The sequence below is a fragment of the Streptomyces sp. genome (assembly GCF_036566765.1).
Taxonomy (GTDB): Bacteria; Actinomycetota; Actinomycetes; order Streptomycetales; family Streptomycetaceae; genus Streptomyces.
Genome location: NZ_DATCVQ010000055.1, coordinates 1 through 13182, shown reverse-complemented (window position 1 = coordinate 13182; position 13182 = coordinate 1). Strand labels below are relative to the sequence as shown.

The following is a 13182-nucleotide window of genomic DNA, read 5'->3' as shown; positions in this document are numbered from 1 at the left end:
CGCGAGGAGCCGCTGCACACCGCGCCGCGCGCTCGGGCCGAGGCGCGACGGGTCGGCGCGGAAGATCGCCCGGGCCCGCTCCCCGCCGATCGGCGCGGTGCCGAACTCCTCGGCCTCGCGCGGGTCCGGGTGGTAGGTCTGTTCGAGCAGCTCGGGCCCGTACGGGTTGAGCAGCCCGGGCGTGAGGATGCCGGGCCACCGCCGCAGCCGGGCGTCCGGGTTGGCGGCGGCCAGCTCCTCGTACGGCCCGACGGCCGCGACATGCGCCCCGTCGACCAGGACGGCGGTCTCGGGCGACGCCTCGGCGACGTGAAGGGTCAGCACGGTCGCGTCAGTTGGCGTTCAGCAGCTTCAGCTCGGGGTGAGCCGTGCCGCCCGCGATCGCCGTGGAGGAGATGTGCGAGGCGACGCGCTCGTCGATCGGATCGTTCGCCGGGTCGTCGTGCACCAGGATGTGCTCGTACGTCGTCGTGCGCTGCGCCGGGACGCGGTCCGCGGTGCGGATCATGTCGATCATGTCGCGCAGGTTGTTGCGGTGCTTCGCGCCCGCCATGGAGACGACGTTCTCCTCCAGCATGATCGAGCCGAGGTCGTCCGCGCCGTAGTGCAGGGTCAGCTGCCCGATCTCCTTGCCCGTGGTGAGCCACGAGCCCTGGATGTGGGCGATGTTGTCCATGAAGAGCCGCCCGACGGCGATCATCCGCAGGTACTCGAAGAGCGTGGCCTGCGTACGGCCCTTCAGGTGGTTGTTCTCCGGCTGGTACGTGTACGGGATGAACGCCCGGAAGCCGCCCGTCCGGTCCTGCACGTCGCGGATCATCCGCAGGTGCTCGATGCGCTCGGCGTTGGTCTCGCCGGTGCCCATGAGCATGGTCGAGGTCGACTCGACGCCCAGACCGTGCGCGATCTCCATGATCTCCAGCCAGCGCTCGCCACTCTCCTTCAGCGGGGCGATCGCCTTGCGCGGCCGCGCGGGCAGCAGCTCCGCGCCGGCGCCGGCGAAGGAGTCGAGTCCGGCCGCGTGGATCCGCGTGATGGCCTCCTCGACGGAGACCTTCGAGATGCGGGCCATGTGCTCGACCTCGGACGCGCCGAGGGAGTGGATGACCAGCTGCGGGAAGTCCTTCTTGATGGCCGCGAAGTTCTTCTCGTAGTACTCGACGCCGAAGTCCGGGTGGTGCCCACCCTGGAACATGATCTGCGTGCCGCCCAGCTCCACGGTCTCCGCGCAGCGGCGCAGGATGTCGTCGAGCTCGCGGGTCCAGCCCTTGGCGGTGTCCTTCGGCGGCGCGTAGAAGGCGCAGAACTTGCAGGCCGTCACACACACGTTGGTGTAGTTGATGTTGCGCTCGATGATGTACGTCGCGATGTGCTCGGTACCCGCGTACCGGCGGCGGCGCACGGCGTCGGCGGCCTGGCCCAGCGCGTGCAGCGGCGCGGAGCGGTACAGCTCCAGCGCCTCCTCCGGGGTGATCCGGCCACCTTCGGCGGCACGGTCGAGGACGGACTGAAGCTCGGCCTTCTCGGTCACCGGGGTGTCCCTTTCGGAGGGGTTCTTGACTGCTGAGCCAGCCTACGCCAGGGGCCCGGGGCAGCACGCGGCGGACCTCGCCGTGCGGCGGATCACCGGAAATGCGTGCCGCGCCGGGTCAACCGAATGCCTCCACGCCCCCTCTTCCGTGGCGTGAACCACCGCACCCGGACCCTCGCCGCCGCACTCGCCCTCGCCTCGGTCGCCCTGGTGGCCGGCTGCTCCGACGAAGGGGACCCGGTCTCCTTCGACGGCCCGAGCGCCGCCGCGTCCGCCCCTTCCGCCCCTTCCTCCTCGGCTTCCGACTCCCGGCCCGCGCCCGGCGCGTCGAAGACGGCCGACGGCCCGAAGTCGCTGATGCCGACGGGCCCGAAGGCGGACTTCACCGTCCAGAACACGCTCGACGACGGCACGAAGATCGGCGTCACCAGACTCCGGGGCGAGAAGTCCGGTTTCACGGGCAAGGTGTGGGTGTGGGCCCCCAAGCAGTATTTCGACCCGAAGTACGCGAAGAGCGGCTTTCCGGTACTCATCGCGCTGCCCGGCGGAAACGGCTATCCGAACAATTACTGGATGGGCACCGACCTGAAACTGCAGAGCAGCATCAGCAAGTGGGCGGAGGAGGGAAAGAGCCTCCCGTTCATCGTCGTGATGCCTGTCCTCAACCCGGACGCCGACTACTACTACGACGGCAGTGATATCCCGGGGCAGCCGAAAATGGGCACCTGGATGACGGAGGACGTCCCGGATTTCGTACGGGCGAATTTCCGTACGTTCGACTCGCGCGACGGCTGGGCGTTCATGGGCTCGTCCTCGGGCGCCTTCGTCGGCCTCAAGTCCGTTCTCCAGCGCCCGGAGAAGTTCAAGGCGGTCATAGCCTCCGGCCCGGACACCGTGCCCGACTCCCCGCTCTGGTCCGGCCACGAGCAGGAGAAGCAGGCCAACAACCCCGAGCGGTTGGCCAAGTCGCTCGGCGCGAAGCCGGCCGGGCCGGCGAACGACGTCTACCTCGCGTTCCAGATCGGCACGAAGGAGTCCGGCATGAAGAACCTGAAGTCCTTCGTCCGGAACTACACCAAGGGCCCGGTGAAGACGCGCCTCCAGGTGATCCAGAACGGCGGACACAATGCCCGTACGTATGTACGGGGCATGGGCGACGGCTCGATCCAGTGGATCAGCAAGCACATGCAGGGCCCGGTGGCCGCGCCGTAATCACCTCCCCTGCAGCAGCTCCACCTTCACGTCCGCCGGGAATCCGGTCGTCGGGCCGGTCCGGCGGGCGAACTCGCGCACGCCGGCGAGCTGCTCGGGCCCGAAGCGGAAGTCCAGGGTGGTGAAGTACCGCTCCAGGAGCGCCGCGTCGAAGGTCTCCCAGCGGGCCGCCTGCTCGGCCACCTTGGCGACCTCCACCAGGGACAGGTCCCGCGAGGCCAGGAACGCCTCGTGCACCTCGCGGACCGTCTCCGGCTCGCGGGCCAGGAAGTCCTTGCGGACCGCCCACACCGCGAAGACGAACGGCAGGCCCGTCCAGTCCTTCCACATCGTCCCCAGGTCGTGGACCTGGAGCCCGAGCCGCGGCGCGTCGTGCAGCGAGGCGCGCAGCGCCGCGTCGCCGATCAGCACGGCCGCCTCCGCCTCCTGCATCATCAGGCCGAGGTCGGGCGGGCACGTGTAGTAGTCGGGGGTCACCCCGTACTGCTCGGTGAGCAGAAGCTGCGCGAGGCGCACGGAGGTGCGGGAGGTGGACCCGAGCGCGACCCGCGACCGGTCCAGCTCGGCCAGCGGCCGCTGCGAGACGATCACGCAGGACATCACCGGGCCGTCGCAGCCGACCGCGATGTCCGGCAGCGCGACGAGATCGTCGGCGTTCCGCAGATATTCGACGAGGGTGACGGGACCGATATCCAGGTCGCCGCGCACCAGCTGCTCGCTGAGCTTCTCCGGGGTGTCCTTCGTGAGCTCGACATCGAGGAGCGTTCCGGTCCGCGCGAGGCCCCAGTAGAGCGGCAGGCAGTTCAGAAACTGGATGTGACCGACCCTGGGCCGGCGCCGCTGGTGGTCGTCGGTTGCATTGTCCACATCGCGAGGCTAGACCCGTCTCGTACGGTGGACATCGGCGGGTGGGCCGTCAGCGCGAACGGGTCGCATCAAACATGTGGGTGACGTGATCTTCCCCTCTATGCTCACGGGGACTCTGCGTGCTACGCTCATCGCAAGTTGCAGTTTGGTTTCCCTTGCAGTACAGAGCCTGCGGAGCATGTAACCCGCAGGCTTTTGTAGTTTTCAGACTTGTTTGCAGGTTCTGGAGCAGGGCAACCCTTTGGCCCAAGGAGGGCTTATGGCTACCGGAACCGTCAAGTGGTTCAACGCTGAAAAGGGCTTCGGCTTCATCGCCCAGGACGGCGGCGGCCCGGATGTCTTCGTCCACTACTCCGCGATCAACGCGGCTGGTTTCCGCTCCCTCGAGGAGAACCAGCTCGTGAACTTCGACGTCACCCAGGGCCCGAAGGGCCCGCAGGCGGAGAACGTCACCCCGGCCTAAGTTGCCCGGGTCGGCGATCGCGCACGGCTAGAGCAGTACCCAAGGAGCCTCGCTCCCGTACCTTCCGGTACGGCAGCGGGGCTCCTGCCTTTCTGCTTACGCTGGAGGCATGACGGAGCGCAAACCGCCGGGGGTCGACTTCGAGTCCTTCGTGGACAAGCAGATCCGTGACGCCGAGCGGCGCGGCGAATTCCGGTCCCTGGCCGGGTTCGGCAAACCGCTGCCCGACGACACCGCGCCGTACGACGAGCTGTGGTGGGTCAAGGGCAAGATGCACCGCGAGGGCCTGTCGGTCCTGCCGCCGTCGCTCACCCTGCGCAAGGAGGCCGAGGACGCGGCGGAGAAGGCGGCCGCGGCGGTCTCGGAGCAGCAGGTGCGGCGGATCCTGACCGAGATCAACGAGAAGATCGAGGCGGCGCTGCGCCGGCCGCCGGAGGGCCCGCCGCTGAACCGGCGGCCGTTCGACGTCGAGGCGGCGGTGGAGGAGTGGCGGCTCCGGCAGCCGGACGCCCCCGGCCGCTAGCGGTCCCGCAGCAGGGACCTCGCGCGGGCCCACAGGACGTCCGGGTCGAACGCCTCCGCCGCGAAGGCGGTGGAGGTCAGCGCCCCGCGCCCCCGGTACTCCCGCATGATCGCCACGTGCGGCGGCCACGCCACGAAACCGTGCAACGCGGCCTCGTCCCGCCACACCGCCACGGCCCCGCACCGCCGCGCGAACGGCATCGCCCACAGCCGCACCCCGTACGCCCCTTCGAGCTCGCCCCACCCCTCGGCGAGCCGACGCGCCGCACGGTAGACGCCGGGCAGCTCCCCGATCCGGTCGAGCGTGAAATCCGTGACGCTCACCAGCACGGGCCCGCCGCCCCGGCCGTGATCCGGCCCAGCCGTCCAAGAAGACCTCAGCATGTCCCCTCCCCCACACCGGGAATCGTAGGTGAGTCGCCGTGAAGAGTGCCGAGCTGCTGACGGACGCGTTCAGCCGCGTCCAGGAATCCGTCCACGAGGCGGTGGAGGGCCTCCTGGACGAGGAGCTCGCCTTCCGGCCCGACCCGGACGCGAACTCGATCGCCTGGCTGGTCTGGCATCTCACCCGCATCCAGGACGACCACATCACCGACGCCTTCGAGCTCGACGGCCAGCTGTGGACGACGGACGGCTGGGCGGACCGCTTCGGCCTCCCCTTCGGCAAGGCCGCGACCGGCTACGGCCAGACGAGCAAGCAGGTCGCCGCGGTCAGGGTCCCCGGCGACCTGCTCCTCGGCTACTACGACGCGGTCCACACCCGCACCCTGGAACAGATCGCCGCCCTGACGAACGTGGACCTGGAGCGCGTCGTCGACACGTCCTGGAACCCCCCGGTCACCCTGGGCGTCCGCCTGATCAGCGTGATCACGGACGACCTGCAGCACGCGGGGCAGGCGGCGTACGTACGGGGGGTGGCGGAGCGGAGGGGGTGAGTCGTCTCGCGGCGGCCGACTGTCACAGGGGTCCGCCATACTCGCCTCCGCCATGTCCACGACGGACCCGACCGGAGGCCGTACGCCGATGTCCTCGTCCTCGCTCCACGACTTCGCGACCTGGGAACCCCTGCTGAGGCTCCTGCGCGCCCGCGGCGCCGAGCAGCTCAGCGCCCCCGGCGGATACGCGGCGGGCCGGATCGGCCGGGGCAGCTGGAGCATTCCCCTCCGGCCGCCCGGCCGCGCCTCGCACGCGCACGACTGGACGGCAGAGACCGAGGCGGCGCGGCGCGTCATGGACGCGCTCGCGGAGGAGGGCATCGAAGACATCCCGTTCGTCGCGGAGATCGCGCCGGACGGAAGGGCCGTGCTCCGCGTCTTCCACTCCCCCGCCGTGGAGCCCGGCATCGGCGCCCACGACCCGGGCGCGCTCGTGCTGGTCGAGGGCGCGGTCCCCGAACCGTGGCGCCGCCTGCCGGAGCCGTCGCCGGGGGCGGTACCGGCCCCGTCCGCCGATCCCGCGCTCCTGGAGCGGACGCTCCGCGAGCGGCTCCCTGACGCCGTCGGCGCGACAGAGGCGGAGATCGCGGAAGCGGAAGCGCGCCTCGGCGTCGTACTGCCCGAGGAGCTCAGGGCGCTGTACCGGGTGACGCGGGCGCACTGGCAGGACTGGGACGACGACTACGACAACGCGATGCACGTCTTCACGGCGGTCGGCTGCGAGCTCCTGCAGCTCGACCGGCTGCACGTCGCGGACGCGGCGTCCCGTCCGATGTGGTGGCCGCACGGCGCGATGGAGGCGGTCGAGACCCCGCCCGACGCCGCCGTGCAGGGCCTGGTCGGCTCCCCCGGCTGGATCGTGTTCGGCGACACCGGCGGCGGCGACCGGATCGCGGTCGACCTGACGCCCGGCCCGGCCGGACACGTCGGGCAGATCATCGTGATCAGCCACGAGGAGTCCGTCGGAGCCGCCCTGGCCGCCGGCTCCCTCACCGAGCTGGTGATGGACCGGAGTCCCCGGCGGGCCGGACGCCCCGGCCGGCGCCGGAGCCCGGCCGTGGCGTACGTCAACCACGCGAGCGTGCCGAGCGTGGAGGCGGCCGCCGACCCGGACCTGGAGGCCCTGAGCATCGGCGTATGGAAGAAGGCCCCGGTCAGCCTGGCGCCGGTGGCGGGGCTCCCCCGCCTCCGTACCCTCACCGCTCACCCGGGCACGCTCGCCGACCCGTCGGAGATCGGCCGGCTGACCGGCCTGGAGTTCCTGGAGCTCTCCCCGGAGGACTGGCGCATCCTCCTGGACGCCGGGGCGGTGCCACGCAGCCTGAAGGCCGCCGCGATCGAGGTCCACGGCGACGGACACCACCCACGCGCGATCACGGCCCTCGCGAACGAGATCCTGGCCCTGTGGGACCGCCCGCCGATCAGGGAGACGGTGGTCGAGGGCGACCTCGGCCCGCTGGAGTGACGATCAGGGGACGGGCTGCCCGTCCCCCGGCCCGGGCGGCAACTCCGCGAACAGCCGCTCGTACACGTCGTCGGCGCTGCGCGCCCGCAGCGCCGCGACGGCCCGGTCCGCCCACTCCGGGGGGACCGGGCGCCCCGCGATCCCCCACTGGCGCAGCACCGCCGACAGGAACGCGACGATGAAGTCGACCGCGTCCGGGTCGAAGGAGAACAGCGCGGCGCGCACCGCCGCCCGGTGGAGCGGCGAGAACGCGGCGCCCAGCGCCCACAGCCGCATCAGCACCCGCCCCGCCGACAGGGCCTCGCCGTCGGACACCTTGACGTAGCTGGTCAGTGCCAGCCCCAGGCCGAGCTCGTCGAGGCCCTGCGCGAGGTGCAGCAGGGCGTCCGACTCCGCGTCGCAGCGCAGATGGGCCGTCCGCGCGACCATCGCCGGGCTGGTGTGCAGCCAGCCGGTGAATCCCTGCGTCGCCCCTGGGCCGTAGCCGTCCGTCCAGTGCGGGTCGATCCGCACGTTCTCCGCCCCGTGGACCGGCGGCCACTCGTCGGCGTACGACCCCCCGTCGCCGAACCGCAGCGTCAGGGCACGCCGCCCGCCGTCCCACCGCCGGTCGAGGGCCAGCCAGGACGTCAGCCCACGCCACTCGTGCCGGTACAACTGCGACTCCAGGAGCAGCGTCAGGGACCGCCAGGCCCCGATCACGTCGGGCGCGTCCGGGAACAGCTCCGTGCCGTGCAGCTCCTCACCGGCCTCGGCGGCCAGAAGCAGCAGGAGCAGCAGGTTCGCAGCGTAGAACGCCGGCCCGGCGGCCAGCGGCCGCATGCTCGGCTGGTACTGCGCGACCGACGACGTCCGCTCGTGGAGCGCCTCGTGGAACAGCGACAGCAGCAACGCCCGCAGCGCCGCCCGCTCCTCCCCCGCCAGCGGCCGCAGCGCCTCCGCCGCGAACAGCACGGCCGGCGTGCTGGAGGAGAGCGCCGCGAAGGACAGCAGCGCGTGCAGGAACCCGTCGTCCGTAGGCGATCGCCGGGTCCGCCGGGCCTCGGCCCGTTCCGTCGCCACGAGGTCCTGGAGCTCCCGCACCACGAGCCGGGCCACCAGGAACTCCCCGAACGTCGCGTGCAGGAACTCGTACGACCGCAGCCGCGTGTCGTCCCGGAACGCCTCGGCCCGGTGGATGAAGAAGAACCGCCCGACCGTCTTCTGCGCCCCGGTCAGCGCCGCCCGCAGCCCCTGCTCGCCGGCCGGCTGCGGCAGCAGGGCCCCCAGGTCGACCTCCAGCTCGTCCTCCGCGACCCACTGCCGGCCCCGGTTGAACATCCCGAACGCCGCCACCGCAAGCCGCAGCAGCTCGTACTCGACCGCCTGCCGCACCCCCTCCTCGGTGAGCCCCGGCTCGGTCTTCAGCACCTCGCGCCGCGCGAACCGGGCCAGCAGCCGTTCATACAGCTCGAACCCGGCGAGCGTGCCCGCCTCCCGCTGGAAGGCGTTGTCCTCCGCGTCGTACAGGGCCAGCATCAGCAGCAGCAACGGCTGGCTCGCCAGGTCGGGCTGGGCCAGCGCCCGGGCCGGCGGGAGCGGCCGCAGGCCGCGGTCGGCGAAGTACCCGGCGTTCCGACGGTTCCACAGCTCCAGCCACTGCCCGGTCTGGGCCGCGCTGAACGGCTCGAGTTTGATCGCGATCCCGCCGGACGTGAGCCGGGCCCGGTCCGCGACGACCGTACGGGACGTCACGACGACCGCCAGCGGCCGGCCGAGCGCGGCCTCGCGCTGCTGGAAGGCCGCCACCCGCTCCAGGTAGTCGGACTGGTTCACGCCCGTCGCCTGGAGCAGCTCGTCGAAACCGTCCAGGAGCACGACCGGCAGCGCCCGCCCAGCGGCCCGCACGACGTCGGCCCAGTCCATGGTCCGCTCGCCGGTGGCCTGCCGGATCGCCGCCTCGATCTGGTCCTGCACGCCCGCGTCGGCGGGCACGTCCCGCAGCGGCACCCGCACCACCAGGAAGTCCTCGGCCGGCAGCCGCGCCGCGAGCACCTTCGTGAGCAGTGACTTCCCCGACCCCGGCAGCCCGAACAGCAACAGCGGCCCGTCGACGGCCCGCGGCGCGGTGAGCAGCCCCTCCAGGAAGGCGTCGAGCCCGCCGCGCACGGGATGCCGCTGCCACCAGCCCTCGTGCGCGAGCCGGTCCGACGGCCCGAACGCGCAGACCCGGAAGTCCGGGCTGACGTATGCCTCACGCAGGGACGGGATGACCATCCCCTCGGTCGTCTCCTCCGCACCGAGCACGGGCGCGTCGAGCAGCAGCGCGCTCGCGCGACGGATCACGTCGAGCCGCCCGGCCGGCAGCCCGCCGTCGGCGAGCCGCGCCACCGCGTCCGACAGCCGCCGCACCTCCGCACGCGTGGCCCGGTGATCCACCTGGTCGGCCCACACCCCCACGTCCGGGAAGTCCACGCAGAGTTGACGGAACATCTCCTCGTAGCACGCGAGCGCCGTCCCGGGCACGCGATCGCGCAGCGCCGCGGTCACCTCGTGGCGCTGCGCGCCAGTCAACCGGTCCCAGACGGCCAGCCCGGAGACGTACGCCTCCATGTGCCCCGACATCCCGGCGTAGAACGCGCGCAGGGCGGTCAGCGTGGCCTCGTACGGCTCGTGGGGCGACGGCAGCGGCAGCCGCGAGCGCAGCAGATGGTCGGCCACGGCGGCCAGGCGGCGCGACTCGGGGGCCGCGCCGGTGGCGAGCCGCACGGAGTCGGTCCGCGTCGAGGCCAGCTCCCGCACGTCGAACGGCAGCGGCACCTGCGCCACCGCGTCCCCGTACGCGGCCACCACGATCACCGCGTGCGCGGCGGCGAGCCGCTCGGTCCGCTCGAACCGGCCGAGCCCCTGGATGCGCTCGGCCGTCCCGGCGACCAACGACCGGCTGAGCGCGGAGATCTGGGCGTCCGCGCCGAACAGCGAGAGCACCAGCTCGGGCGCGGGCCCGACGGCCGTGGTCAGGGCCCCGCCCACGACCCGGTCCAGCGCGTCGAGCACGGGCCCGTTCCCTCCCAGTAACCGCACGGCATCGGCGTAGCGCAGCGGTCCAGCCATCCCCCGGCCCCTCCCGTTGTGACCCGTGTGGCCCTGTGATCCCCGCGATCGACTCCCGTACGGAACGGTCGCCCAGACGGTCTTCCCGACATCCCGCGCCTTGACGCGCCAGACGGAGGCGAGAGCGCCGACTCCCGTACGGTGCACCTCCAGCTGATGCCTCAGGACCGCACCCCGGTGACGCCGAAAGGGCGCAGGCACTCACGCCCCACGAGTTCCTGGTGGAGATCGAGAAGACGCTGAGGGAGCTATGAGCAGCATGGGACTGGCCTGGTTCAAGAGCAGCTACAGCGGCGGCGAGTGCATCGAGGTCGCCTACGACTGGCGCAAGTCCAGCTACAGCGCCGGCCTGGATGGCGACTGCATCGAGGTCGCCGCGCACCCCACCACCGTTCACGTCCGCGACTCCAAGGTCCCCGAGGGTCCCCAGCTCGCAGTGCCGCCGGCGTTCTGGGCGTCGTTCGTGGCGTTCGCCCGGTGCGACGTCAGCTGAATCTTCCGGTGCCGGAATCGTTCGTCCTCCGCGAGCGCGCGGTCAGAACCAGTGCAGGCAGTGCGGGGAGCGCTCGGGGCGGAACAGGGCGTCGGCGAGGGTGGCCGCGCCCGGGCGGTGGGCCCGGATGTGTCCGGCGCGCACGAGGGTGCTCGGGGCGGTGCCGCCGAGGTAGACCGAGCCCAGGTCGCGGACGTCCAGGGACAGGTCGGGCTCCCGGTCCGTCGGGACGCAGTCGGCCTTGCCGTCCCGGACGGTCAGCAGGTAGCGGCCGTGCTCGCCGAGGAACGGGTCTTCGACGTCGAGGACGAGCTCGCCGTCCATGAACCAGCCGCGCGCGGTCAGAGCACGCGGGACGTCGAGCAGCCGCACCCAGAGCCAGTCGGTGTCGCCGCTCACCGTGCCGGCGCGGAAGTCCGCGAACTGCCAGCGCAGCGGGTGCCCGGGCGGGACGTGCTTGAAAACGACCTGAGAGACCAGGTCGTGTCCGAGTACGAACCGGGCCAGGGTCGTGAAGACGGCGTCGTCGGTGGCGACGGTCTCGTCGACCGTCAAGGTGTTGGCCTCGCCGATCGAGTAGCTGGCGTACCCGTCCGGGACGCCGTCGGCGTCACGGTGAACGGCGACGTAGCGCGGCGCCGGCGAGATCGGGGGCTGCCCCGCGCGCAAGGCCCACCAGCGGTGCGGCCGGGACAGCGCACCGGGCTGAGCGCGGCGGTACCGGTCGTAGACCTCTTCCAGAATCTCTCCGCACTCGGCACGGCGCAGCACCTCGACCGAGTCGTCATCCGAGCCTGTCGCCGGTGCGCCGGCCAGTGCGCGTGCCCGGGGAACGGCGAGGGCGGCCTCGTGGCGCGGCACCGTCAGCCGCGCCGTGTAGGTCGCCGGTCCGTAGCCGAACCTGCCGTAGATCGGGGCCTCGGAGGCCAGCAGCACGGAGAGGAACTCCCCGCGGGCCCGCAACTCGGCGAGCTGATGCCGCATCATCGCGCTGAGCACGCCCTGACGCCGGTGCGAGGGCAGGACGCCGACGGCGGTCACCCCGGCGGCCGGGACGAGGGTCTCCCCGGGCAGAGTGAGCTCGAAGGAGTGCGCCGCGGCGGTGCCGACGGGCCGGCCGTCCGCCGTCACGGCGAGCAGGCAGCGGTCCGTTTCGAGCGCCGACCACCAGAGCCCGCCGCCCTCGATCGGGGTCTCCGGGAAGCGCCCGAACGCGGCATGGACTGTGTCGACGAAGACGTCAAGGTCCTCATCGGTGGTGGAACGAATCTCCATCGCCGCTGCTGCCTCCTCGATACCGGCACCACGACTCGTGGTGTCCGGCCCACAGTGCAGCGTTGGGCCCGGGGCCAAAGCAAGCGAAATTACGAGGAAGACAGGGACAGCGCCGTCCTCACGAGCGACGGGATCACTCGTCCTCCAGCTCGACGATCGGGTCCTCGGAGACGATCGCCGCGACGTTGAACGGGCGGTCGCCGTCGATCTGGTTGAGGGAGACGGCGACGTAGCGGCCGTGGTCGCCCACCGGGCCCCAGACCGCGAGGTCGCCCAAGAGGTCGTGCTTCACGAGGGTCCGGAAGAGCGGGGGCATGGGGGCGCCGTTGGCCCGGCGAAAGATCGGGACCCTCATGCCGACGGTGCGAGGCAGGCCCCATCGGGCCTTGAGGTCGTCCTTGAGAGCGGTGAGGTGGCCGTCGGCCGTCTCCTCTGCTGCCGTCCACGCCTCCTCGTACACGCCCAGGAGGTCCGGCCCTTCCCACACACCGGCGATCGCGCAGGCCTCGGCCTCCGGGACCGGGCCGGCGAGGAGGGCGTCGACCTCCGCCACCACCCGGCCCGCGTCGAAGGCGTGCGGGTCCGTCACAGCCGCGGCCGGTCCATCGGGCGGGGCAGGGGCTGGAGGGCGCCGGCATCCCGCAGCTGCACGTAGGCCCGGACTACGGCTTCGGTGTCGCCGGGTGAAGCGATCTCGAGCAGGACACCTCCGTCTCGCAGATCCCTGGGCACCGTCTTCAGATCGCCAGGAACCAAGGCTGCTCGCCCCGGGGAGAGGTAGCCGATCCAGCCCACGCCGGGGTCGCCGACGTTGAAGCCAGCATCGTCCTCCAGGGCGTCGAACACGTCGTAATCACTGACATCGCCGAAATCGGGCTCCCACACATCGGCGACGAGGGTGAGGAGTTCGGCGTCGGGGATCGCGGCGCCGTCCGGCGAGCTGACAGCGATCACCATCGACTGGAGCAAGAACTCGGAGGTGCCGCCCGCCCGGCTGGTGATGGCGATCTCCCAGCCATGCTCGCCCGTGACGACGAGGTGCAGGCCGTAGCCCGTACGGTCCGACCAGCCGTCGTCGTCGCGTTCCGCGCGCAGGGCGGCGACAAGCGACACCTCTTCGGGTCGCAGCTCCGTCGTCGCAGGGCCAGACGTGTGGACCTGCTGCCACGTCCACGTGCCATCCACCTCCGTCCCCGCACCAGCATCTGGAAGAAGTTCGGCGAGCCGGTCCAGAGTCTTCTTCCAGCGCACCGCCAACTCCTCGACCGATTCCACCCGTGGGCCCCAGAAGCCCCGCACCACACGTCGCATCCGTTGCCTCTAGAA

Annotated in this window: 14 protein-coding genes; 6 read left to right on the top strand and 8 right to left on the bottom strand. The window is 71.7% G+C overall.

The window, feature by feature from the left end; genetic code table 11:
• Together VIU94_RS02840 and mqnC are read right to left on the bottom strand one after the other, a co-directional pair.
• On the bottom strand, positions 1–324 hold a 324-nt coding region (locus VIU94_RS02840), incomplete at its 3' end, for an imidazolonepropionase-like domain-containing protein (protein ID WP_414720876.1).
• 7 nt (positions 325–331) lie between these two features.
• Positions 332–1531 carry a cyclic dehypoxanthinyl futalosine synthase gene (gene mqnC / locus VIU94_RS02835; RefSeq protein ID WP_331907139.1) on the bottom strand — a complete coding sequence of 400 codons (1200 nt, stop codon included), beginning with the start codon at positions 1529–1531 and terminating at the stop codon, positions 332–334.
• 126 nt (positions 1532–1657) lie between these two features.
• Between mqnC and VIU94_RS02830 the strand changes: the two genes are divergently transcribed.
• Positions 1658–2743 (top strand): alpha/beta hydrolase, encoded by a 1086-nt coding sequence (locus VIU94_RS02830; RefSeq protein ID WP_414720875.1) that lies wholly within the window; start codon positions 1658–1660, stop codon positions 2741–2743.
• Here VIU94_RS02830 and VIU94_RS02825 read toward each other — a convergent pair whose 3' ends face one another.
• Complete coding sequence (locus VIU94_RS02825; RefSeq protein ID WP_331907135.1) at positions 2744–3610, bottom strand: menaquinone biosynthetic enzyme MqnA/MqnD family protein; 867 nt, start codon at positions 3608–3610, stop codon at positions 2744–2746.
• A 259-nt stretch (positions 3611–3869) separates the two neighbouring features.
• Between VIU94_RS02825 and VIU94_RS02820 the strand changes: the two genes are divergently transcribed.
• On the top strand, positions 3870–4073 hold the full coding sequence (locus VIU94_RS02820; protein WP_112451444.1) for a cold-shock protein: 204 nt from the start codon (positions 3870–3872) through the stop codon (positions 4071–4073).
• A gap of 109 nt (positions 4074–4182) precedes the next feature.
• Positions 4183–4596 carry a DnaJ family domain-containing protein gene (locus VIU94_RS02815; protein WP_331907134.1) on the top strand — a complete coding sequence of 138 codons (414 nt, stop codon included), beginning with the start codon at positions 4183–4185 and terminating at the stop codon, positions 4594–4596.
• Here VIU94_RS02815 and VIU94_RS02810 read toward each other — a convergent pair.
• Positions 4593–4979, bottom strand: coding sequence for a hypothetical protein (locus VIU94_RS02810; RefSeq protein WP_331907133.1), 387 nt, complete (start codon positions 4977–4979; stop codon positions 4593–4595). The genes VIU94_RS02815 and VIU94_RS02810 overlap by 4 nt on opposite strands.
• Positions 4980–5017: 38 nt before the next feature.
• Between VIU94_RS02810 and VIU94_RS02805 the strand changes: the two genes are divergently transcribed.
• Both VIU94_RS02805 and VIU94_RS02800 read left to right on the top strand, forming a co-directional pair.
• Complete coding sequence (locus tag VIU94_RS02805; RefSeq protein ID WP_331907132.1) at positions 5018–5530, top strand: mycothiol transferase; 513 nt, start codon at positions 5018–5020, stop codon at positions 5528–5530.
• 52 nt (positions 5531–5582) lie between these two features.
• Positions 5583–6995 (top strand): SMI1/KNR4 family protein, encoded by a 1413-nt coding sequence (locus tag VIU94_RS02800; RefSeq protein ID WP_331907130.1) that lies wholly within the window; start codon positions 5583–5585, stop codon positions 6993–6995.
• 3 nt (positions 6996–6998) lie between these two features.
• Here the strand turns inward: VIU94_RS02800 and VIU94_RS02795 are convergent, their stop codons facing one another.
• Positions 6999–10088, bottom strand: coding sequence for an NACHT domain-containing protein (locus VIU94_RS02795; RefSeq protein ID WP_414720874.1), 3090 nt, complete (start codon positions 10086–10088; stop codon positions 6999–7001).
• A gap of 250 nt (positions 10089–10338) precedes the next feature.
• On the opposite strand from VIU94_RS02795, the gene VIU94_RS02790 reads away from it, so the two are divergent.
• Positions 10339–10581: a DUF397 domain-containing protein gene (locus tag VIU94_RS02790; RefSeq protein ID WP_331907126.1), complete on the top strand. Its 243-nt coding sequence runs from the start codon at positions 10339–10341 to the stop codon at positions 10579–10581.
• A gap of 42 nt (positions 10582–10623) precedes the next feature.
• On the opposite strand, the gene VIU94_RS02785 is transcribed toward VIU94_RS02790, so the two are convergent.
• From VIU94_RS02785 to VIU94_RS02775, 3 genes are all read right to left on the bottom strand, one after another.
• Positions 10624–11856: a GNAT family N-acetyltransferase gene (locus VIU94_RS02785; RefSeq protein WP_331907124.1), complete on the bottom strand. Its 1233-nt coding sequence runs from the start codon at positions 11854–11856 to the stop codon at positions 10624–10626.
• 133 nt (positions 11857–11989) lie between these two features.
• Positions 11990–12445: a hypothetical protein gene (locus VIU94_RS02780; RefSeq protein ID WP_331907122.1), complete on the bottom strand. Its 456-nt coding sequence runs from the start codon at positions 12443–12445 to the stop codon at positions 11990–11992.
• A complete protein-coding gene (locus VIU94_RS02775) occupies positions 12442–13167 on the bottom strand; it encodes a hypothetical protein (protein ID WP_331907120.1) in 726 nt (241 codons plus the stop codon). The genes VIU94_RS02780 and VIU94_RS02775 overlap by 4 nt, the downstream gene beginning before the upstream one ends.
• Between the last annotated feature and the right edge of the window lie 15 nt (positions 13168–13182).

Coding starts and splice junctions, on each gene's coding strand:
- VIU94_RS02830 (WP_414720875.1), top strand. CDS start 1,658: ATGCCTCCACGCCCCCTCTTCCGTGGCGTGAACCACCGCACCCGGACC.
- VIU94_RS02815 (WP_331907134.1), top strand. CDS start 4,183: ATGACGGAGCGCAAACCGCCGGGGGTCGACTTCGAGTCCTTCGTGGAC.
- VIU94_RS02775 (WP_331907120.1), bottom strand. CDS start 13,167: ATGCGACGTGTGGTGCGGGGCTTCTGGGGCCCACGGGTGGAATCGGTC.
- VIU94_RS02790 (WP_331907126.1), top strand. CDS start 10,339: ATGAGCAGCATGGGACTGGCCTGGTTCAAGAGCAGCTACAGCGGCGGC.
- VIU94_RS02810 (WP_331907133.1), bottom strand. CDS start 4,979: ATGCTGAGGTCTTCTTGGACGGCTGGGCCGGATCACGGCCGGGGCGGC.
- VIU94_RS02800 (WP_331907130.1), top strand. CDS start 5,583: ATGTCCACGACGGACCCGACCGGAGGCCGTACGCCGATGTCCTCGTCC.
- VIU94_RS02785 (WP_331907124.1), bottom strand. CDS start 11,856: ATGGAGATTCGTTCCACCACCGATGAGGACCTTGACGTCTTCGTCGAC.
- VIU94_RS02795 (WP_414720874.1), bottom strand. CDS start 10,088: ATGGCTGGACCGCTGCGCTACGCCGATGCCGTGCGGTTACTGGGAGGG.
- VIU94_RS02820 (WP_112451444.1), top strand. CDS start 3,870: ATGGCTACCGGAACCGTCAAGTGGTTCAACGCTGAAAAGGGCTTCGGC.